Below are 21,510 nucleotides of genomic sequence, written 5' to 3'. Positions count from 1 at the left end.
AAGAGCTGCCGCGCGTTGAGCTCGTTCATGAAAGAAAAGGTCCTGAAGTTAAATCCGACGCGCCTAGTCCTCGCTGGGTTGCTGCTGTTGATGCCGTTTGCTCTCCCGAGCATCGACATGGTCCGGCAGATTGATCACGAAATTGTCGATCTGCGAGCGGAACTCGCTCCGCGCGGCGCCTCGGACCGTCTTGCCTTTGTGGCGATCGACAAGGAAAGTCTCGATCACGTGGGTCAGTGGCCTTGGCCGCGCTCCGTACATGCTGACATCATTGACGCTTTGATGAGCGCGGGTGCCGCTGACGTGTTCCTCGACGTCGATTTCAGCACCCCCTCTACCCCCGAAGGAGATCAAGCACTGGCAGCCGCGCTTGAACGAGCAGGCGGTGGCGTGCTTTTGCCTGTTTTCGAGCAGCATCAGCATATTCAGGATGCGGCTTCGGTTGCCGTTACGCATCCGATAGAGCTTCTGGCCCAGCATTCCTGGCCAGCTGCGGCGAATGTGATCGTAGATGATGCAGGACGCTTCCGCGGGTTCGGAGCTGGCTTGTCGGTGGGTGATGTCATCCTTGATTCGGCTCCCGTCCTGCTTGCAGGCGTGCAAAGGCCCGACCTCCCAGTGCTTCCCATCGATTTCTCGATCCACCCCGGTTCCGTATCTGTGATCTCCGCTGCCGATCTCTTGCGTGGTGAAGCGAACCCGGACCTTTTGCGGGGCCGCTCAGTTGTGGTGGGCGCTTATGCGACCGAGCTGAAGGATCTTTTTCCGGTGCCGGTCTACGGCATACTTAGCGGGCCGATGCTGCATGTCCTTGCTGCCGAGACGCTCCTGCAGGACCGGGTGCCGCAGGTAATTCCAGTTTGGCCACTAGGCCTTCTATTGGCGCTTACGCTGCTGGGCGGATCAAAGCTGCTTCGGACCCAGCGCGTCGAAACAGTTGCGGCCATCGCGATTATGGTGAGTTGCCTCTTGGAGATTGGGGGCTATCTCCTCCAGCGGGAATGGTCGCTTCAGCTGCTTTCAGTGACCTACCACCTCATGATCGTTACGGGTCTGGCGGCCGTGCTTCTGGAAAAGATTGGTCTCGCCGCCTGGCTTCTAGAGATCGCAAGCGCCGAAAGGCGCAACAGCAGACGCATTCTTAAGCGCGTGATCAGCGACAGCACGGACGCCGTCCTGATCATCGACAGCGGTGGACGGATCATTGACTTGAGTCGATCTGCTACCAACTTTTTCGATGTCCCCTATGGGCTCAGGCGAGGCGCCGATTTCCGAGCGGGCGTGCCGGCGCAAATCGTTGCGCTGGTCGAAAGGCTCAGCCTGACCGTCACCGTGACCGATAAGCTGCTTCCGAGTGTGAAGGAAGAAATCATGGTGATGCAGAACGGTCAGCCTCTGGATCTCGAGGTTGCGGTGACACTGTCTCGTCTTGAGGACAACATGCATGAAGACGCCGGTTTCAGCTCCTTCGTGAGCTGCTTGACCATTCGTGACGTCAGCGCCCGCAAGGCATATGAAACCAAGCTTCGCCGTCTGTCGCAAATCGACGATCTTACCGGCGCCCTGAATAGGAGGGAACTGGTCAATCGGCTCGCTCAGTGTGGGGATCAGGGTGTCGCGATGGCCGTGGCAGCCATCGACCTGCATCGTTTCGCCAGCGTAAACACCACCTTCGGACGAGCAACTGGTGACCATCTGCTTTCGGCGGTGGCGCGGCGATTGATGGCTGGGGCGCATGAGATTGCCTCCGATTCCACACGCGCCTTTGTCGCCAGGTTGGGCGGTGACGTCTTCTGTGTTGCTGTTGCTGTTGGAGAAGCCGAGAATCTTGCAACAATCCCGGAGAGAATTCTCGCTCTCTTCGTCAAGTCATTCGACGCACATGGGATCAAGGTGCACATGGACGTGCGGATCGGTGCATGCCTCTTGGCGGACGCGCTCGGTGCAGCCGCTTCCCTGGATGCAGCAGAGCTTGCGCTCGACGAGGCCAAGAAGATCGGGGGATCGGGGTGGCACGTTTATGATCCGTTGGCGGCCGTGCAGCAGGCGAAGCGCATGCGACTGGAGCAGGAGATGCGGCATGCGTTGCGAGACAATCAGTTCTTTCTGACTTACCAGCCACAAGTTGCCATGGCCTCGGGAGCAGTATCGGGTGCAGAGGCGTTGATGCGCTGGAGGCATCGGGATCTGGGGCTCGTTTCGCCGCTGGATTTCATTGAGGTCGCGGAATCAAATGGCTTCATCTGCGAACTAGGTCGATGGGCGCTGGTGGAGGCCTGTTCCGCAGCTTCGTCGTGGCCATCCCATCTCACGGTCGCGGTGAACGTCTCGGCGGTCCAATTCGCCAAGGCCGATCTCTGCGCCGACGTCGGCCACGCGTTGGCGCTTTCTGGACTGGAGCCTGGACGGCTTCATCTGGAGGTCACCGAAACTGCCTTTCTCCTCGATCCTGAACGGCTTCTGCGACAGGTGACGGAGCTACGAGCGCTTGGCATAGGGATCGCGCTGGATGACTTCGGAACGGGATATTCCTCCCTAGGCTATATCGCACGCTTTCCGTTCGACAAGATCAAGATTGATCAATGCTTCATCCGCGGGATCGTCGACAATCCCGCCAATCAGGCCATTGTCCAGTCGATCCAATCGTTGGCCAGGGGGCTTGGGATGGCAACTGTGTGCGAGGGTGTTGAAGAGGAGGCCGAGTGGCGCATGCTGGCCGGGTTTGGCTGCCAACAAGGCCAAGGCTATTACTTTGGAAAACCCCAGACGGCGGAGGAGCTGTTGGAGGGTATCAACCAAAAGAGGCCTGAGTACAGAGCGATCGCTTGAGGCGACAAATCGCACAGTTCCGGCGGTATCGGTGAGTGCTGTTGACGTGCTGCCTAGGATCAAGCTCGCAGCTCCGCCTTCCATCTACAAGGAATCGACCGGACTGACTTTCAGTGCTGTGCATGAGGATGCCCCGTCAAAATGGTGTGGGGTTGACCGCATCTTCCGTTGAATGCCTAGATCTAGCCGATGATGGCGTTGTAGCAGGACTACTTCTTTCGTCGGCAAGAGGCATTTAGCATGAGCAAGTCCGTTCCCAACGCAAGACCAGGCCGCAAGCGGGGCTCTGGCGTCAGAATGGTTTACGACCTCCTGCGCGACGAGATTCTCGACCTGAAGCTTGCTCCGGGTAGCTTGCTTGATGAGGTGCAACTCGCTGAACGTTTCGAGATGTCTCGAACACCTATCCGGGAGGCGTTGGTTCGCTTGTCTGGAGAGGGACTGATTGAGACGCTGCCGAACCGTTCGACTATGGTTTCAAATATCGATTTTCTGAACCTGCACACGTTCTTCGACGCGCTGGTGCTGATGTATCGCGTGACCACGCGGCTTGCGGCGGAGAAGCATCGGTCTGACGATCTGCAAGCGATCAAGGTTCTTCATGAGGATTATGCAGATGCGGTTGCGGCGCGGGACGCGTTGACGATGATCGCAACGAATGTCGCCTTCCATGCCGCCATCGCCGAAGCGGGACGCAACCCATATTTCACAGCCTTGTTTCGGCGTTTGCTGGATGAAGGGAGGCGCATCCTGCGGCTCTACTATCAGTCATATGAAGAGCAGTTCCCGCAGCGTTTCGTCGACGAGCATGCCAAGATCATCGCCGCGATCGAGGCGCGAGATTTGGAAAAGGCAGATCAACTGGGAAAGACGCACGCTGAGCAAATTGTGGCGCAGGTGCAAACCTTGTTCAGCCGCAACGGTAACCTGGACATCAAGTTGTAGGCCTGCATTTTTCAAGTCGACAAGGAAAATACAACGAGTTATTGCTCCTGATCGACGGGTGACAGTTGTTGCGGCTCGCCGTTCGCCACGCGGCAAAAGGAGATGGATGATGAAGGCCAAGATATTCTCGGGCGTGATCCCGGCCCTGATGACGCCGTGCAAGGCAGATAGATCCCCAGACTTTGATGCGCTGGTTCGCAAAGGGCGGGAATTGGTCAGGAAAGGCATGTCAGCGGTCGTCTATTGCGGCTCCATGGGCGACTGGCCGCTCCTGACAGACGAGCAACGAATGCAGGGTGTAGAGCGCCTGGTCGCGGCAGGCGTGCCCGTGATCGTCGGCACCGGCGCAGTCAACACGGCCTCAGCCGTGGCGCTTGCCGCGCACGCTCAGAGGATCGGCGCTCAAGGCTTGATGGTTATCCCCCGCGTGCTTTCCCGCGGTTCGGTCGTCGCTGCGCAAAAGAACCACTTCAAGGCTATTCTTGCCGCAGCACCAGACTTGCCAGCCGTCATCTACAACAGCCCCTATTACGGCTTTGCCACCCGCGCCGATCTGTTCTTTGCCCTGCGCGCCGAGCACTCGAACCTGGTGGGCTTCAAAGAGTTCGGGGGCGCGGCGGATATGCGTTATGCCGCCGAGAACATCACCAGTCGCGACGACGGCGTGTCGCTGATGATCGGCGTGGATACATGCGTCTTCCACGGCTTCGTAAACTGCGGTGCAACCGGGGCAATCACAGGCATTGGCTGCGTGCTGCCGAGGGAGGTTCTGCATCTATGCAACCTCGCTCAGGGTGCTGCCGCAGGGGATCCGGACGCCCGACAGCGGGCGCTGGAACTGGAATCTGCTCTAGGCGTCCTCTCGTCTTTTGACGAGGGGCCGGACTTGGTCCTCTTCTTCAAGCACATGATGGTCCTGAAGGGTGACTCGGAATACGCATTACACTTCAACGAGACGGACGTGCTTTCGGACAGCCAGCGGGGCTACGTGGAGGCACAGCTCAAGCTCTTCGACACCTGGTATGCACAGTGGAGCACGCTGCCGGGCGCGGTGCAGACGTATAAGGTCTGAACCTGCAATCGTCAGGAAACGGCCTCCAGCCCCAGTTCCCGTAGACGGTCTAGCTGCTCCACCTCGGCTTCTGTAAGGATGATGCCTTGCGTCTCCGAGGTCTGTCGTGCGGCGAAACGGCGCTGGGACGGGAGGCGCGCGCCCTGTCCCACTATTGCGTCGAACAGTTTTTCGGCGCGCGCGAAGGGGTCACCCGGTCGTCCGGCCGCGAATGCTTCGGGAGACATTCCGATGATCAATTCGCCATGGAACGGGGCAAGGGTGGTCGTACCGAGATAGTCAAGCACTTCCGGGCTCGTCAGGTCTCCGATCATGATCCCCGCCAAAAGCTCGATCATCGTTCCAATGGCCGAGCCCTTGTGTCCGCCGAAAGGTAACATGGCCCCTGCCAGCGCAGCTTCCGGTTCGGTTGTGGGATTGCCCTCGGCGTCGATCGCCCAGCCTTGCGGAAGCGATCTGCCTGAACGGCGGTGCAGTTCGATCTCCCCCCTAGCGGCGACAGAGGTGGCAAAGTCGAAGACATAGGGGGCGGCATCCTTGCGAGGCCAGCCAAAGGCGAAGGGATTGGTACCCAGCAGCGGCTTATTGCCTCCGGTCGGGGCGACCGTTGCGTAGCTTGGGCACATCACCAAGGCCGCGAGCCCTTCCTTGGTGACGGCCTCAACCTCGGGCCAGAGGGCGGAAAAATGCGTGCAGTCATTGATGACGAGAGCAGCGAGGCCAAACTCGCTGGTTCGCTTGGCGAAGGCGGGTAGTCCGAGTTCGAATGCAGCATTGGCGAAGCCGCGCTTTGCGTTCACCTTCACGATTGCCGATCCCTCGTTCAGTTGCAGTTCTGGTATGGCGCGGGGATCAACTTTGCCCGCCTTGACTGTGCGGAGCGCTCCTTCGATCCGGTAGATGCCGTGCGACTTGCACGCGTCCCGCTCACCGGCAACGATAACTGTTGTAAGAGCCGTTGCCTGCACTGGGTTGAGTCCCGCGTTCAGGAAGATCGCCTCTACGCGTTCTCGAAGCGCGGTTATCGTGAGAGTGAGACTCTGAGCCATAGGTTCTCCGTTGCGTCCAGCCGTAGCTTCCGTTGCTCGGCCCTATTCGCAGTTGGCCTCGCCCTGGGCAAGGCCCGAACAGCCGCACAATTTCGTTCACGGCGCCATATATTTCTTGTATATCGATTGTATTTTCGAGCAATCGATTTCCGCTGCATGAACCGCGATGAGTGAGCCTAGATTTTGTCGGTTATGTGCAGGAAACAAAGCACTGATCGGGGCATTGGTCGGCGTCGTTCGTTGCTGTCAAACTCCGGCGTTCGAAGAGGGACAAAGCGCGCGCGGAGACATTTCGCCTGGAAGATCTCAATCTGAAGAAGTGCCGGAACCACGAACTTTGCCGCTAACTTGACGAGAAGCGACTTCCCGACGACATCTCAACATTCCTTGCCGCGAGGCTTCAGACAGGGACACGAAAATGGCTTCTTTCACATTCTCCTGCATTGACGGGCACACTTGCGGGAATCCGGTTCGCCTTGTTTCCGGGGGCGGGCCACGGCTTGAGGGGTCCAACATGCTCGAGAAGCGGGCCCATTTCCTCCGCGAGTACGACTGGATCCGTACGGGCCTCATGTTTGAACCACGCGGGCACGATATGATGTCCGGCTCTATCCTTTACCCATCAACACGGGCGGACTGCGACGTCGCAGTGCTCTTCATCGAAACGTCCGGCTGCCTGCCCATGTGTGGTCATGGAACGATCGGCACGATTACCATGGGGATCGAGAACGGCCTGATCACACCACGCGAGCCGGGCAAACTCTCCATCGATGCACCTGCCGGCAAGGTTGACATCACGTATCGGCAGGAGGGGCGCTTTGTCGAGGAGGTCCGCCTTACCAACGTTCCTGGGTTCCTCTACGCGGCGGGTTTGACTGCAGAGGTTGAGGGCCTGGGCGAGATCGTTGTGGACGTCGCATATGGCGGCAATTTCTACGCCATCGTCGAGCCGCAGAAGAACTTTCGCGACATGTCCGATCACACAGCAGGTGAACTTGTGGGCTGGAGCCCTAAGCTGCGGGCTGCTTTGAACGAGAAATACGAATTCGTGCATCCGGAACATCCGGAAATCCGTGGGCTCAGCCATATCCAGTGGACAGGTGCTCCTACCCGACCGGAGGCGGATGCGCGAAATGCGGTATTCTACGGCGAGAAGGCGATTGACCGCTCTCCCTGCGGCACAGGAACCTCCGCGCGCATGGCGCAACTGGCCGCCAAGGGGAAGCTCCAGGTCGGGGACGAGTTCGTTCACGAGTCCATCATCGGATCGCTCTTCAAGGGGCGGCTCGAGGGCGCAACGACCGTTGCTGGTCGCGAGGCAGTCATCCCCTCGATTGCGGGATGGGCCCGGATGACTGGCATCAACACGATCTTCATCGACGATCGCGATCCTTTCGCCCATGGCTTCGTCGTCAGGTAATGTTTCCAGAGCGCTGCCTAAGCATACTTCCCGGAGAAGCCGAAGGTGCGGTGCTCGTAACCGACGAGCCGCTCAGCTTCTGGGGAGGGGTCTCGCCTGATGATGCCAGGGTGATCGACGTACACCACTCGCTGCACGGACTCTGCCTTTCCGGCTCCGTACTCCTGATGCCGTCCAGTCGCGGCTCTTGTTCCGGTTCGGGCGTATTCCTCGACCTGATCTTGAATGGTCGCGCGCCTGCCGCCCTGATCTTCAGCGGTTCGGAGGATGTCCTCACTCTTGGCGCCCTGGTGGCGGCGATGATGTTCGCTCACTCTGTCCCGGTAGTTCGCGTAACGCCCTCCGTATTCCAAAGCTTGTCCACCTGCCGCAATCTGCGCGTTACGCAGGAAGCGGTGGAGGGCAATGGAATTACCGTTCCGCTCGATCCGCCGCCCACATCTGGCATTGCGCTGACAGAGGCCGATCGCGCCATGCTTTCGGGAGAGGCGGGACCAAGCGTCCAGCAGGCAATGCAGATCATCTGCGCGATGGCAGCTCAGCAGGGTGCTCCCCGACTCGTGGATGTGACGCAGGCACATGTCGATGGCTGTATCTATGCCAGCCCAGCGAACTTGACTTTTGCGGAACGGATGGCGGACCTAGGCGCTCGAGTGCGCATCCCCACGACCCTGAACGCGATTTCTGTCGACCATGAAAACTGGCGGGCGCAGGAGGTGCCGGCGGCTTTCGGTGTGCCGGCAGCGAGGCTGGCCGATGCCTACGTTCGCATGGGTTGTCGGCCGACCTATACCTGCTCGCCCTACCTGCTTCCCACTGCGCCGAAGTTCGGTGAGATGATAGCATGGGCAGAATCGAACGCAGTCATTTTCGCAAACTCGATCCTAGGCGCGCGCTCCCCTAAGCATCCCGATTTTCTCGACCTCTGCATCGCGCTCACCGGGCGCGCGCCGTTCTCCGGGGTTTATCTTCACCAAAACCGCAGGGCGCATTTTGTCGTGGACGTAGAGCTCCCCGCAGGGGCCGATGATGCGTTGTGGCCGCTGATCGGCTACGCGGCCGGACAGATCGCTCCAGATCGCATTCCCTTGCTGCGCGGACTGGCTCCCGGGACCCCCTCTGTGGATGATCTGAAGGCATTGTGTGCTGCTTTCGGAACCACATCAGCCGTGCCTATGCTTCATATAGAAGGCATCACGCCTGAGGCCGCGTCGCAAGTCGTGCGGGACCTGCCCCAAAAGACCCTGACCCGGGCGCAGCTCGCGGCAGCATGGGATCAACTCTCCAGCGGTCCAGAAAGAATCGACTTGGTAGCGATCGGCAGCCCGCATGCTTCATTGGACGAGTGCCGCGCCTTTGCCTCTGCTCTTGCGCGTAGGAAGCGGCACGCGGATGTCTCCGTTATCATCACGGCAGGTCGACATGTGATCGCCGAGGTCGAACGGGACGGGACGTTGGCGCAGTTAGCAAGCGCAGGGGTTAATGTCTTTCCTGATCTTTGCTGGTGTTCCATAAGTGAGCCGCTGTTCCCGCCCAAGGTGCGCACCGTCATGACAAACTCCGGCAAATATGCCCATTACGGACCGGGGCTCAGCGGACGGCATGTCCGCCTTGGTAGCATCGCGCAATGCGCCGACGCCGTCGTTACCGGTCGGGCTCCAGCGCATCGTCCAGCTTGGCTTGCCTGATCCCTAGTCGATAACGAGCCGGCTTAGAGAATGCTCCGGCGAGGTCGATCAAGGCGAAGGAACAATCGCGATCCCCTCAGGTTTCATCCCTATGGAGGGCGTAATGCCGGAATTCCATCTCTTGATTGCGGATCATCGGGAAGGCGAAGTCACCATCGATGTCGGTGACTCCGCCGAAGCGATGAATGCAGGGTTCAACGCTCTTGCGCAATTTGTCTGCCGGAATTTTCCGCCGCCCGAAAATGTCGAGATCACTGTGACGGATTCCGACAAGCGTCTTGTGGGCAGGCTCAAGATGACCTTCGAGGTCAACTGGGCCGGAACCGCCTCTGGATAGCGTTGCGACGGATCAGGACTTCCGTCCGCTTTAGGGATTGGCCATCAGCCGGCTATAGGCACCGAGAATGAAACGTTCTGCCTGCAGGAGATAGGCTTCAAGCGTATCCGCCCCGAGCACAGAATTGCCCTCTTCCAGCTGTGAGACGATGGCCCGGTTCTGGTCGATGAATGGTCCGTGGAGGAACTCCGGATCGCGAAGCAGCCCGAAGACCAGCCGGAGTTCCAGCGAGATCTGCCTGTAGAAATCGCTCAGCCGCTGGCTATCCGCGAGCTCGACGATCGACGCGTGAAATGCAATGTCGGCACTTCCCACTCCGAGCCAATCGCCGGCTTCCCGACATTGGTGAGCGATGTCGACTGCCTCTCGCATCTTTCTCGCTGCCGGATGCCTCGGATGCGCTTGCCGAAGGGCCGGACACTCAATGAGCCGCCGGACCCGGTAGATGTCGACGATGGTGGACATGCTGGGCGTCGAGACGAAGACGCCGCGGTTGGCCTCGTAGCGGAGCAGACCCTCCTTGGTCAGGAGCCGGAAAACCTCGCGCAGCGTATTGCGGGAAACCTGCAATTCTTCGGTTAGGTGAATCTCTGAGAGATGGCTTCCAGGCACCAGGATGCCGGAGACGACACGTTCGCGGATGTGGTCGGCGACACTCTCGGCGAGCGTCGGGCTCGTGTCCGAACCGTTTCCGCCGCCCCGTCGCGTCCGCGGCGCGGCTAGCGCCTCCTGCTCCAGCAATTTCGGCAGTTCCGTTTTGTCTTGCTTCTTGTTCATTTGAACGCCCCCACTGCTTTTGTGCCATTGCAGGAAACCTCAGCGACTTCAACCGCAAAGGCCCCGAGCGAACGCAGACAAGAGTTCCACGCCCTGGTGCCGAAACAAGCACATGTAGAGCAATGTCCAAAAATTGTTCAACAGTCTGGACAGCATTGTCACGAGTTGGTAGCGTCCCTGTCAAGATAAGGCGGGGCAAGCAGCAATGCGGGTGATCGATCTCAACAGCGACCTGGGCGAAAGCTTTGGCCCCTGGATCATGGGCGAAGACGCTGCCATGCTTGACGTTGTCAGCAGCGCCAACGTTGCGTGTGGTTTCCATGCTGGTGATCCTGCGGGAATCCTGCGCACCCTGCGGGCAGCCAAAGAGCGGGGCATCGCCGTGGGCGCCCATGTCGGATACCGCGATCTCGTAGGCTTCGGTCGACGCGACATGGATCCGACCAGCGACGAGCTGGTCGGCGACGTGATCTACCAGATCGGCGCTTTGAAGGGATTGGCCGCAGCCGCAGGCACGAAGGTGACCTACGTGAAGCCGCACGGTGCCTTGTACAATACCATCGCAACCGATCGCCGCCAGGCCGCAGATGTCATTGACGCGATCCTTTCCGTCGACCCGGATCTCATTCTCCTCGCGCTGGCCGGTTCACCGATCGTAGAGCAGGCCAGGCATGCAGGGCTCACAGTGGCTGCCGAAGCCTTTGCCGATCGCGCCTATACCCCAAGTGGCATGCTTGTTTCGCGCCGCGAAAGTGGTGCGGTGCTCCACGATCCGGAGCTTGTTGCTGAGCGGATGCTGCGGATGGTGACAGAAGGTATGGTGGAAGCGATAGATGGGACCATGACCAAGGTCGAGGCGCAGTCAATCTGCGTCCACGGTGACAGCCCAGGCGCAGTCGCCATGGCACGACGCTTGCGCGAGCGTCTTGTCGAGGCGAGCGTTACAGTGGCGCCCTTCGCCGGCGCTGGGTTGTAGGTCGCCGATGCAGGCTGCTTCTGTCCCTCCGTTGCCCAACCAAAGTCCGATGCGCTTCCTGTCCGTGAGGGAGAACTATGTGCTGGTGGAGTTGGCGGATCTTGAAGAGACGCTTGCGCTTTATGGTGCTCTTGAAGAGGCGCCTATCGCTGGGATACGGGAAGTCATACCCGCAGCCCGAACGCTCCTCATTGAATTTGATCCTCGTGAGGTCTCGGTGGCGTCGCTGCGGCCGGCGTTGGCTTCGCTTGGGAGCGGTGCAAGAAAGGCGCCGTCAGCGGTCGTTGTCGAGATTCCGGTGCGATATGACGGGGAAGACCTGCCGGAGGTGGCGTCCCTGCTTGGGCTGAGCAAGGATGAGGTCATAGAGCTTCATACGGAAAGCGAATACACCGTCGCCTTCACCGGGTTCGCGCCAGGCTTCGCCTATCTGTCAGGCGGCAATCCGCGTCTTGCGGTGCCGCGGCGGACATCGCCTCGCACCAGCGTCCCGGCCGGGTCTGTTGGGCTGGCCGGCGAGTTCTCCGGCGTTTACCCCAAGAATAGCCCCGGCGGCTGGCAGTTGATCGGCTCGACCTCCTTGGAGATGTTCGACATAAACCGGGAGCCTGCCGCCCTTCTTCAGCCGGGCTACCGCGTGCGGTTCAAGCGGGTGACGGTCGCGGGAAGGACAAGCGTTGCCGCAGCAAAGGTTTCCTCCTCTCCCTTGCGTGAGGAGCAGCTGATACCGGCGGGCGAGGCCTCGATAGAAGTCGTCTCCTGCGCGCTCCCCGCGGTCTTTCAGGACCTTGGTCGTGCAGGCCAAGCAAGCCAGGGAATAAGCCGCTCGGGTGCGGCGGACCGGGCAAGCCTGAAAGCGGCCAATCGCTTGGTCGGCAACGCGGCCGGGGCGGCGGCGCTGGAAGTTACCCTGGGTGGGCTCGTTTTTCGGATGCGGGGAAGAGGCGAGGTCGCGCTAACCGGGGCCGCAGTGCCCATCTCCATCGCTTCGGCGTCGGGGAAGCGCTTCTCGGCGCCTTTCGGAAAGCCAATTGCGCTCGATGATGGTGATGTCGTGACACTTGGCGCTCCGGGGAGCGGTATGCGGTCCTATCTGGCTGTCCGCGGCGGTTTTGACGTAGAGCCGGTGCTGGGAAGCGTCGCCATGGACACGCTGGCACAGATCGGGCCCCTGCCGCTCGCCGCAGGCGATGTCATCGGAATATGCCGGGCTCGGCCAGGTGCTTCGGTCTCGACCGAAGAACTGCAATCACCCGCACTTCCCGCAGCCGGCGAGGAAGTTACTCTCGATGTCATCCTTGGCCCGCGGACGGACTGGTTTACGGAAGAAGCTGTCACGAGCTTCCTGTCACAGCGCTGGGTCGTCACCGGTCAAACCAGCCGCGTCGGCATTCGCCTGCAGGGCAAGGCACTCGAGCGAGCGGTGAAGGATGAACTACCTAGTGAAGCTACCGTCCGGGGGGCGATCCAGGTGCCGGCGAGTGGCCAACCGGTTCTGTTCCTTGCGGATCATCCGTTGACCGGCGGGTACCCTGTTATCGCCAACGTTGCCTGCCATCACCTCGACCTCGCGGGGCAGATCCCGGTTGGGGCGAGGATACGCTTCAACGCCGTCGACGGACCCTTCGGCAGCATTCATTCAGGAAACCACGCATGAAGAAGGTTCTGATCGCGAACCGGGGCGAAATCGCTTTACGGATTATCCGCGCCTGCAAGGACTATGGCCTTGCATCCGTGGCGGTCTATGCCGACGCGGATGCAGCAGCATTGTTCGTCGAGCAGGCTGATGAGGCGTACGCACTTGAAGGGTCGAGTGCGAAGGAAACTTACCTCGACATCGGCAAGCTCATCGCCATTGCCAAGCGTGCCGGGGCAGATGCCGTTCATCCCGGCTACGGGTTTCTTTCGGAGCGTTCCGAATTTGCTCAGGCGGTGATGGATGCGGGCCTGACTTGGATCGGACCGGATCCCCATGTGATCGAGGCTCTGGGCGACAAGCTCGAGGCACGGCGAATCGCCCAGAAGGTCGGCGCGCCGCTCGTGGCCGGCAGTGATGGCGCGATCTCCAACTCCGCCGAGGCTCTCGCCTTTGGCCGCAGCTTCGGTTTGCCGATTGCGATCAAGGCGGCGCATGGCGGTGGCGGTCGCGGCCTGAAGGTCGCTCGCCACCTCGACGAGGTGGAGGAAATGTTTGAATCTGCCACGCGTGAGGCAGTCGCCGCCTTCGGGCGTGGGGAATGCTACGTCGAGCAGTATCTCGATCGCCCGCGCCACATCGAGGCGCAGGTGCTGGCGGATCGTCAGGGCAATGTCGTCGTGGTGGGAACGCGGGATTGCTCGCTGCAGCGGCGCAACCAAAAGCTTGTCGAGGAGGCGCCGGCCCCTTTCCTTTCGCCAGAGCAGCGGGAAAAGATCCATCAGGCCGCCCGCGATATCTGTGCAGAAGCCGGTTACACCGGTGCAGGTACCGTCGAGTTTCTGCTGAGTACCGACGGGGTCATCTCCTTCCTTGAGGTCAACACGCGCCTCCAGGTGGAACATCCGGTGACGGAAGAGACGACGGGACTCGACCTCGTGATCGAACAGTTCCGGATCGCGGAAGGCCTGCCACTCAGCTTCACCGAGACGCCGGAGCCACGTGGGCATGCGATCGAGTTCCGCATCAACATGGAGGACCCAGGCAGGGGCTTCCTGCCTTCTGCGGGGGATATCAAGCAGTTCAAGGCTCCTGCGGGTCCCGGCGTTCGTCTGGATTCAGGTATCGGCAGCGGATCGGCGATCCCAGCGATGTTCGACTCGCTTGCCGCAAAGCTGATCGTCTGGGGGCCTACACGGGCGGCCGCCCTCGCGCGATCGCGCCGGGCGCTTGCCGAATTCGAAATCGAGGGCGTCCCTTCGGTCCTGCCTTTCCATCGGGCGGTGGTCGATCATCCCGATTTTGCCGGCGAGGAGTTTCGCATCCACACCCGCTGGATTGAGAACGACTTCGCTGGTGACTTGGCGGCCGCCGCGCGACCAGCGCAGCCGGCAGCGCAAAGCCTCCTTCGAAGCACGGTCGAGATCGATGGCAAGAAGGTCACAATCGGTCTTCCCGCCAAATTTCTTGCCCTGTTTGGACAGGCACCTTTGTCGCCGACTCCTGTCGACCAAGCGGACGAGAGGGAAGCAGATGAGAATTCAATTCTCGCACCCGTACCCGGCACGCTCGTCCAGTGGAACGTTGCCGATGGCGACAAGGTCCGGGAGGGCGACATCCTTGCGATGATGGATGCGATGAAGATGGAAACCTGCGTGGCCGCTCCGGCCACAGGCATCATCTCAATCCTGGCAGAGGCGGGCTCCTTCCAGAATGCCGGCGCCCTCATTGCTCGACTGGCGCCTGCCGACAAAGCAGAGGCCGCTCGCGAAGAGCAGAAGGGCGGGAGACGCTGAGATGACGATTGAACAGGCAAAGCCGCTGCTGGCCGTCGAGGGGTTGAGCGTCGAGTTCGGCAATAGCCGTGTCGTCGACGACCTCTCCTTTACCGTCCATCCCGGCAAGACGGTTGCGATCGTCGGAGAGTCCGGTTCCGGCAAGTCCGTGACCTCGCTGTCGATCATGCGCCTAGCGGACACGATGGGTGCAAAATTTGCCGCAGGCCGCATCGTCTTCGGCGATCGGGATCTGTTGAAGGCGTCACAGAAGGAAATGCGCACCATCCGCGGCAAGGAGATCGCCATGATCTTCCAGGAGCCGATGACCTCGCTCAACCCGGTATTCACCATCGGCGACCAGATCTGTGAAGTCCTGATGCTGCACGAGAAGATGGGCAAGTCTGCGGCCATGGCCGAGGCGAGGCGGCTTCTCGACATGGTGCGTCTGCCGGACTCCGAGCAGCTTCTGAAGCGCTATCCGCATCAGCTCTCCGGCGGAATGCGGCAGCGCGTGATGATCGCGATGGCGCTCGCCTGCCGGCCGAAGCTCTTGATCGCCGACGAGCCGACGACAGCGCTCGACGTCACGATCCAGGCCCAGATCCTGACGATCATGCGGGAGCTGCAAAAAGACCTCGGCATGGGGATGGTCTTCATCACCCACGATATGGGCGTCGTCGCCGAAATGGCGGACGAGGTCGTGGTGATGTGGAAAGGCAAGAAGGTCGAGCAGGGGCCGGTGTCGCAGATCTTCGCCGACCCGCAGCATCCCTACACCCGCACCCTTCTTGCGGCCGTGCCCCGGCTCGGCAGCATGACGGGAGAGGAATTCCCGAAGCGGCTGCCGCTGACCGTTCTTGAGAACGACGTTCCGACAGTAGTCGGCGAGGAAAGGGTGCAGGATACGGCGCGCTACAACGAGGTGCCGCTTCTTTCCGTCAAAGATCTCTTCGTTCGCTTCGATATGCGCAAGACGATGTTGGGCAAGGTCACCCATCGGCTGAGCGCAGTGTCGAAAGTCGGCTTCGATATCTATCCGGGCGAGACCTTGGCTCTGGTTGGCGAATCCGGTTCGGGCAAGTCGACCATCGGCCGGACAATCCAACAGTTGCAGACGGCTCACTCGGGAGAAATCTCCTTCAACGGCAGGAGCTACTCGGCAATGTCGGCGGCTGAGCGCTTCCGCATGCGCCAGGAGGTCCAGTACATCTTCCAGGACCCATTCGCTTCACTTGATCCGCGCAAGACGGTCGGGTTCTCGATCGCCGAGCCGATCAACACGCATGGGCTTATTTCCGGTGGCAAGGCAGTGCGTCGGCGGGTCGACGAACTGCTGGAGCGGGTTGGCCTCAGTTCCGCTCATGCCGACAGATACCCGCACGAGTTCTCCGGCGGCCAGCGCCAGCGCATCTGCATCGCCCGCGCTCTTGCCTCGGACCCCAAGCTGATCATTGCAGACGAGGCGCTGTCGGCGCTCGACGTCTCGATCCAGGCGCAGATCATCAATCTGTTCATGGATCTGCAGGCGGAACGCGGCCTGGCTTACCTCTTCATCAGCCATGACATGGCAGTGGTGGAGAAAATGAGCCACCGCGTGGCAGTCCTCTATCTCGGACAGATCATGGAGATGGGAAGCCGGCGCCAGATCTTTGAGACGCCCCGGCACGCCTATACCCGTCGGCTGCTGTCTGCGGTCCCGGTGGCCGATCCGTCCGCCGAACGCAATGTCACATTGATGGAAGGGGAAATCCCAAATCCCGTTCGCCGTGTCGGCGACGAGCCCGCAATCCTCGCGCATGAGGAGATCGATCCAGGCCACTTTGTTGCGAAGAGTGCCTGAACAACCGCGAAAAATCGCACGCATCTGAAGAGGAACAGGTACATGAGAATAATGAAACGGGGACTTCTGACCGCTTTCGTCGCGCTCGCGATGACGGGAACGGCGTTCACGACTGCGGCGCATGCCGAAGGCAAGCTGACGCTGTCCAGCTCCCAGGATCCGGGCAGCTGGGATCCGATCGACACCTTCCTGGTCGCCTGGGCGGCCGTGTCGACCAACATCTTCGAAGGGCTGACCTATCGTGGCCCCGACATGGAGCTGGTCCCGGCCCTGGCTGAAAGCTGGGAAGAACTCGACGAAGGCAAGCGGATCCGGTTCAAGCTTCGCCAGAATGTTTCTTTCCACAACGGCGAGCCCTTCAACGCCGAAGCGGTGAAGTACACCTTCGACCGCCTGCTCGGCGAAGAGGGTGCCAAGGGTCCGCAGCGGTCGAACTATGTTGCCATCGAAAGCGTCGAGGTCATCGACGACTATACGGTCGACATGAAGCTCTCGACGCCCGACCCGGTTCTGCTGACGAAGCTTGCCGGCTATGGCGCCATGATCGTGCCGCCGAAGTATATCGAGGAGAAGGGTGAAGACTTCTTCAACCTCAACCCTGTCGGCACCGGTCCTTTCAAGTTCGTTTCCTACGAGCCGAAGGTCGGCATCAAGCTTGAGGCCTTCCAGGACTACTGGGGTGGGGCGCCGAAGCTTTCGGAACTCGACTACCGCTTCATCACCGAGCCTGCGACTGCCGTTGCCGAACTGCAGGCCGGCCGGGTCGACATCGTGATCCCGCCGATCATTCCGATCGGCATGATCCCGGTCATTGAATCTGACCCGAACCTGGAAGTGGTCAGCGTTCCCGGTCCGACCGTCGATTCACTGCGCTTCAACACGCGCGAGGGCATCACGGCAGATCCGAAGGTCCGCAAGGCCATTATCATGGCAGTCGATCGCAAGACCATCGTCGATTCCATCCTGGCCGGACAGGGCGCCGAAATCGCGACATTCCAGAGCGCGCTTTCCTTCGGCCATGACGAAGAGCTCGCTCCGCTTCCCTACGACCCGGAAGCGGCAAAGAAGCTTCTTGAAGAAGCTGGCGTCGAGCCGGGTGCGAGCCTGCAGATCGACATCCGCGGCAATGACGCCACGATGAACGAGGTCGCCCAGGTCGTGGCAAGCTACCTGCAGATGGTCGGCCTCAACGCCACCATCAAGCCCTACGAGACCAACGTGCTGCTGAACGACATCATCCCGCAGGGCAAGACCGGCGCGATGTTCCAGCAGAAGTGGGGCGGCTGGACGTTCGACTACGACAACACGGCTTACTCGATGTACCACTCAGGCGAGAAGTGGAACCCCTACGAGAAGGACGACACGCTGGACAAGCTCCTGGAGTCCCAGCGCCCACTGACCGATCGTGCAGAGCGGGAGCGGATCCTCAAGGAGATCGGAGCCTATGTTGCCGACCGTGCACTCGAGCTTCCGCTCTACAACACGAACGCGATCTACGGCGTGTCCAAGCGGGTGAAGAACTTCATCGCTCCGCCGGACAACCGCCTGAAGCTGACCGACGTCACCGTCGAATAAGCGTCCTATCCGGTGCCGCCCGAGGAACGGGCGGCACCTCCTCGACTTCAAGGAAAGAAACGTGGCCGGCTTCCTCGTCAAACGCTTTTTGCAGGCGATCTTCGTCGTCATCGCCATCACACTGCTGGTGTCCTTCGCCATCCGCCTGACCGGTGATCCCGCCGTCACGATGTTCCAGGGCGGCGGCAGCATGACGGAGGATGACCTGGCGCGCATCCGTGCGGCGCTTGGTACGGACAAGCCGTTCTTCGTTCAATATTTCGACTTCCTGAAGGGGATCATCACCCTAGACTTCGGCCGCAGTTTCGTCGGCGGCACACAGGTCTCGACGCTGATCGGCAATGCCGTTCCGGCAACATTGATGCTCGCCTTCGTCTCCATGGCGATTTCGATCGTGCTGTCGATCCCGCTCGGCATCATGGCCGCAACGTCACGGGGCAAAGGGTTGGATCAGGCGATCCGGATCTTTTCACTGATCGGGCTATCCTTTCCCAATTTCTGGCTCGCCACCATGCTGGTGCTGTTGTTCTCAATCACGCTCGGACTGCTGCCACCAAGCGGGATGGGCGGCATCCAGAGCTACATCATGCCCGGCGCCACCATGGCCATCATCCTGACAGCAACCAACGTCCGCCTCGTTCGCACCACCATGCTCGACACGCTGCAGTCACAGTACGTCATGGTCGCGCGTGCCAAGGGGCTGAGCGAAACAACGGTGCTCTACAAGCACGCGCTGCGCAACTGCGCGATACCGCTCGTCACCTATTTCGGCCTGCAGTTCGGCAGCCTGCTGGGCGGCATCGTCGTCATCGAGCGCGTCTTCAACTGGCCAGGTCTGGGAACGCTGGCCTTTGATGCAGTTGGAGCGCGAGACTATCCGGTTCTCCAGGCTGTCATCACCGTACTCTCGCTGTTGATCGTCGGCATCAATCTCCTGGTCGATATTGCCTACGGGCTGATCGATCCCCGCATCCGCACGGAGTAGTCACCATGGCCGCAAATACTTCACGCCTGCAGCGGTTCCACAGTCTCGAGTTCATCCTGGGTGCCTCTCTAACCATCATTATCTGCGGCGCAGTGCTTCTCTCGGATGTGCTTTTTCCGGGTGCTGAAAAGGTCAACCTGCTGTCACGGCTGGTCCCGCCGTTTACGGACATTCAGCACGTGTTCGGCACGGATCCCCTAGGCCGGGACGTGCTGGCGCGCGTGGTGGCGGGAGGCAAAATCTCGCTCCTCGTCGGGTTCACATCCGTCGTTGGCGCCGTGATCTTCGGCGTCTTCATGGGCCTCGTCGCCGGCTACTACCGCGGCTTCTGGGATATGCTGGTGATGCGCTTCGCTGATCTTCAGCTTGCCATGCCCTTCATCCTACTGGCGATTACCTTCATTGCCATCGTCGGCGGCAGCCTGACCAACACGATCATCCTGCTGATCGTATCGCAGTGGGTGCAATATGCTCGGGTGGTACGCGGTTCCGTGCTGACCTTGCGGGAGCGGGAATTCGTCCTCTCCGCGCGTGCCATCGGTGTGCGCGACTGGCGCATCATTGTCCAGCACCTGTTGCCGAACCTCATCGGCCCGGTGATCGTGCTGATGACGCTCAACGTCGCCAACAACATCCTGCTGGAAAGCAGCCTGACCTTCCTCGGGCTCGGCGTCGATCCGACCATACCGAGCTGGGGCGGCATGCTCGCCGACGGGCGAACCTATCTGCAGACCGCCTGGTGGGTCAGCGTCTTCCCGGGACTTGCGATCCTGCTCACCGTGCTCGGCCTCAACCTGCTGGGTGACTGGCTGCGCGACAGCCTCGATCCCACCGGCAGAACGACAGGATAACTCAGATGACCAAGATCTTCAGCAATTCCTTCGAGCGCACTCTGAACACATTGGTTGCGAAAGCCGTGCCCGGTCAGTCTTTTGAAGCCTGGACGTTCGACGATCGCAGAAGCCGGCAGGCGGCGGAGCGTGCGCTGGCGGAGAAGGGGGTGAGTGCCCGCATCCGAAGCGCCTATAAGCCGCTTCTCCACGCTTTCCGCGAAGAGATCGATCTGGAAGGCGTGGAGACAATCGAAATCCGCTATCCCGTCCATCCGGGTGCGCCGGCAAATCGGTTCCGCCTGGAGGCCTATCCTCTCGCGGCGTTGGTTGGCGACATCGATATCGCGTTCAACGAACGCGCCGATGGTGACTTCTTCTATGACGTTGTCCTGACCTGTGGCACCGAAAAGCAAGAATTGAAGGTTCTGGCGCCAAACCGCGTTCATGTCGACGTTGCGGGCGAGACAAATGTCTCGCCGACCGGCTGGTATCGCGCTGCCGGCGACGAGACGGGCGGACGGCTGACAACGGACTACGAGGCCCTGTTTGAAGCGACGGTTGATGCGATTGTCGCCTATCCGTGGGCAGACAAGGAGCCTTACTTCGAAGAACTGAACATCCGGGTTGCGCATCCCGCCGAGGACGAACCGCTGCCTGTGGGCGACGAGGTAGTCAGTCTCCGCGAGGCCCTGCACGAAGACTTCTATTTCTCTCTGCTCGAGGTCTTCCAGAAGAAGTCGGGTCGGCCTCTGGGTGACCGTGGGTTGAAGCCTGGCCAGATCGTGCCCGAAATCGTGAGATCGGATGCGGACGTTTCGGTTGCGGTCGAGCTGAAACAGTTTTCCGCCGAGGTGGCGCAAGGTGCAGAGCAGGAGCTCGACACAGCCCGAGAGCCGCTGGCAGCGTCTCAGATATATCGACTCCTGGAAGGTCTGGGTGGTGAGGCCTTCGCCGCGAATGCCCGATCAGGCCGCGAACTCCAAGCCCGTTATCATGCCGGCCGGGATGCAGCCGTGATGATCAGCGGCGGCCAGCACCCCAATGAAACGACCGGCATCGTGGGGGCACTTCGGGCGGCAGAACGGCTACGGCAGCGGACGGATACCCACTTTACGATTTCGCCACTCGAAAACCCGGACGGCTATGCGGTGCACCAGCGTCTTCGGATCGACAACCCTCGCCACATGCATCACGCCGCGCGTTACACTGCGCTGGGTGACGACCTGGAATATCGGACAGCGGAGAACGCCGGCCCACACCTCCACGAGAAGGCCATCCGCCTTAAGGCCGAAGAGGTCAGCGGTGCTCTCCTGCACGTAAACCTGCACGGCTATCCTTCGCACGAATGGACCAGGCCTTTGTCAGGTTATGTGCCTCGTAACTTTGCGATGTGGACGCTGCCGAAGGGCTTTTTCCTGGTCCTGCGCCATCACGCAGATTGGGCTCGCGAGGCAGAGCAACTGCTCGACAAGGTCACCCGTCATCTCGGCGCCATCCCGGGGCTGCTGGAGTCCAACAATCGGCAGATCGAGCTCTACGAGATCCATGCGGGTGAAACGGGCTTCAGGGTCATCAACGGCTTCCCGTGCCTGTCTTCGGTGGATGATCGCCACACGGTGCCGATGACTTTGATCACGGAATACCCTGACGAGACGATCTACGGGGAGGAGTTCATCAAGGGCCACGCAGCCCAGATGGAGACGGTCCTTGCAGCGTATGACGCGTGGCAGGAGATCACGGCGGCGCGAGGTATCATCGCGGCGTAGGCTT

At 60.6% G+C, this 21,510-nt stretch carries 16 protein-coding genes; 14 read left to right on the top strand and 2 right to left on the bottom strand.

Going from position 1 to position 21,510, the window contains the following annotated elements; all coding sequences use genetic code 11:
- The first annotated feature begins 27 nt into the window (after nt 1-27).
- The 3 genes from LXM96_RS04265 to LXM96_RS04255 all read left to right on the top strand — a co-directional run bounded on the left by LXM96_RS04265 (nt 28) and on the right by LXM96_RS04255 (nt 4,846).
- Nucleotides 28-2,829 (top strand): EAL domain-containing protein, encoded by a 2,802-nt coding sequence (locus LXM96_RS04265; RefSeq protein WP_239997098.1) that lies wholly within the window; start codon nt 28-30, stop codon nt 2,827-2,829.
- A 240-nt stretch (nt 2,830-3,069) separates the two neighbouring features.
- On the top strand, nt 3,070-3,774 hold the full coding sequence (locus LXM96_RS04260) for a GntR family transcriptional regulator (protein WP_239997097.1): 705 nt from the start codon (nt 3,070-3,072) through the stop codon (nt 3,772-3,774).
- A 109-nt stretch (nt 3,775-3,883) separates the two neighbouring features.
- On the top strand, nt 3,884-4,846 hold the full coding sequence (locus LXM96_RS04255; protein ID WP_239997096.1) for a dihydrodipicolinate synthase family protein: 963 nt from the start codon (nt 3,884-3,886) through the stop codon (nt 4,844-4,846).
- A gap of 11 nt (nt 4,847-4,857) precedes the next feature.
- Here the strand turns inward: LXM96_RS04255 and LXM96_RS04250 are convergent, their stop codons facing one another.
- Nucleotides 4,858-5,895, bottom strand: coding sequence for an Ldh family oxidoreductase (locus LXM96_RS04250; protein WP_239997095.1), 1,038 nt, complete (start codon nt 5,893-5,895; stop codon nt 4,858-4,860).
- Between the two features lie 418 nt (nt 5,896-6,313).
- Here LXM96_RS04250 and LXM96_RS04245 point away from each other — a divergent pair, with 418 nt between their 5' ends.
- The 3 genes from LXM96_RS04245 (at nt 6,314) to LXM96_RS04235 (ending at nt 9,340) form a co-directional block, all read left to right on the top strand.
- Entirely contained in the window at nt 6,314-7,315 is a 1,002-nt protein-coding gene (locus LXM96_RS04245; protein WP_239997094.1) for a 4-hydroxyproline epimerase, read from the top strand.
- Nucleotides 7,315-9,003, top strand: coding sequence for a cis-3-hydroxy-L-proline dehydratase (gene lhpI, locus LXM96_RS04240; protein WP_239997093.1), 1,689 nt, complete (start codon nt 7,315-7,317; stop codon nt 9,001-9,003). Before LXM96_RS04245 ends, lhpI begins: the two co-directional genes overlap by 1 nt.
- A 103-nt stretch (nt 9,004-9,106) precedes the next feature.
- Nucleotides 9,107-9,340 carry a hypothetical protein gene (locus LXM96_RS04235; RefSeq protein ID WP_239997092.1) on the top strand — a complete coding sequence of 78 codons (234 nt, stop codon included), beginning with the start codon at nt 9,107-9,109 and terminating at the stop codon, nt 9,338-9,340.
- A 30-nt stretch (nt 9,341-9,370) separates the two neighbouring features.
- Here LXM96_RS04235 and LXM96_RS04230 read toward each other — a convergent pair whose 3' ends face one another.
- Nucleotides 9,371-10,117 (bottom strand): GntR family transcriptional regulator, encoded by a 747-nt coding sequence (locus LXM96_RS04230; RefSeq protein WP_239997091.1) that lies wholly within the window; start codon nt 10,115-10,117, stop codon nt 9,371-9,373.
- Nucleotides 10,118-10,322: 205 nt separating this feature from the next.
- On the opposite strand from LXM96_RS04230, the gene LXM96_RS04225 reads away from it, so the two are divergent.
- The 8 genes from LXM96_RS04225 (at nt 10,323) to LXM96_RS04190 (ending at nt 21,506) form a co-directional block, all read left to right on the top strand.
- Complete coding sequence (locus LXM96_RS04225; protein WP_239997090.1) at nt 10,323-11,093, top strand: LamB/YcsF family protein; 771 nt, start codon at nt 10,323-10,325, stop codon at nt 11,091-11,093.
- A 49-nt stretch (nt 11,094-11,142) separates the two neighbouring features.
- The gene (gene pxpB / locus LXM96_RS04220) at nt 11,143-12,750 is read left to right on the top strand and encodes a 5-oxoprolinase subunit PxpB (protein ID WP_239997089.1); all 1,608 of its coding nucleotides are present in this window, start codon (nt 11,143-11,145) and stop codon (nt 12,748-12,750) included.
- Nucleotides 12,747-14,525, top strand: coding sequence for an acetyl/propionyl/methylcrotonyl-CoA carboxylase subunit alpha (locus LXM96_RS04215; RefSeq protein ID WP_239997088.1), 1,779 nt, complete (start codon nt 12,747-12,749; stop codon nt 14,523-14,525). Before pxpB ends, LXM96_RS04215 begins: the two co-directional genes overlap by 4 nt.
- A gap of 1 nt (nt 14,526) precedes the next feature.
- The gene (locus LXM96_RS04210) at nt 14,527-16,347 is read left to right on the top strand and encodes an ABC transporter ATP-binding protein (RefSeq protein WP_239997087.1); all 1,821 of its coding nucleotides are present in this window, start codon (nt 14,527-14,529) and stop codon (nt 16,345-16,347) included.
- A gap of 42 nt (nt 16,348-16,389) precedes the next feature.
- The gene (locus LXM96_RS04205; RefSeq protein ID WP_239997086.1) at nt 16,390-17,922 is read left to right on the top strand and encodes an ABC transporter substrate-binding protein; all 1,533 of its coding nucleotides are present in this window, start codon (nt 16,390-16,392) and stop codon (nt 17,920-17,922) included.
- A 61-nt stretch (nt 17,923-17,983) separates the two neighbouring features.
- The gene (locus LXM96_RS04200) at nt 17,984-18,907 is read left to right on the top strand and encodes an ABC transporter permease (protein ID WP_239997085.1); all 924 of its coding nucleotides are present in this window, start codon (nt 17,984-17,986) and stop codon (nt 18,905-18,907) included.
- Nucleotides 18,908-18,912: 5 nt separating this feature from the next.
- On the top strand, nt 18,913-19,758 hold the full coding sequence (locus tag LXM96_RS04195) for an ABC transporter permease (RefSeq protein ID WP_239997084.1): 846 nt from the start codon (nt 18,913-18,915) through the stop codon (nt 19,756-19,758).
- Between the two features lie 5 nt (nt 19,759-19,763).
- Nucleotides 19,764-21,506: a M14 family metallopeptidase gene (locus tag LXM96_RS04190; RefSeq protein ID WP_239997083.1), complete on the top strand. Its 1,743-nt coding sequence runs from the start codon at nt 19,764-19,766 to the stop codon at nt 21,504-21,506.
- Nucleotides 21,507-21,510 lie beyond the last annotated feature (4 nt).

This window comes from Rhizobium halophilum, assembly GCF_021648825.1.
In the GTDB taxonomy this organism is placed as follows: Bacteria; Pseudomonadota; Alphaproteobacteria; order Rhizobiales; family Rhizobiaceae; genus Neorhizobium; species Neorhizobium halophilum.
The sequence above is the reverse complement of the archived record's forward strand: the minus strand, read 5'-3'. Positions and strand labels throughout refer to the sequence as shown.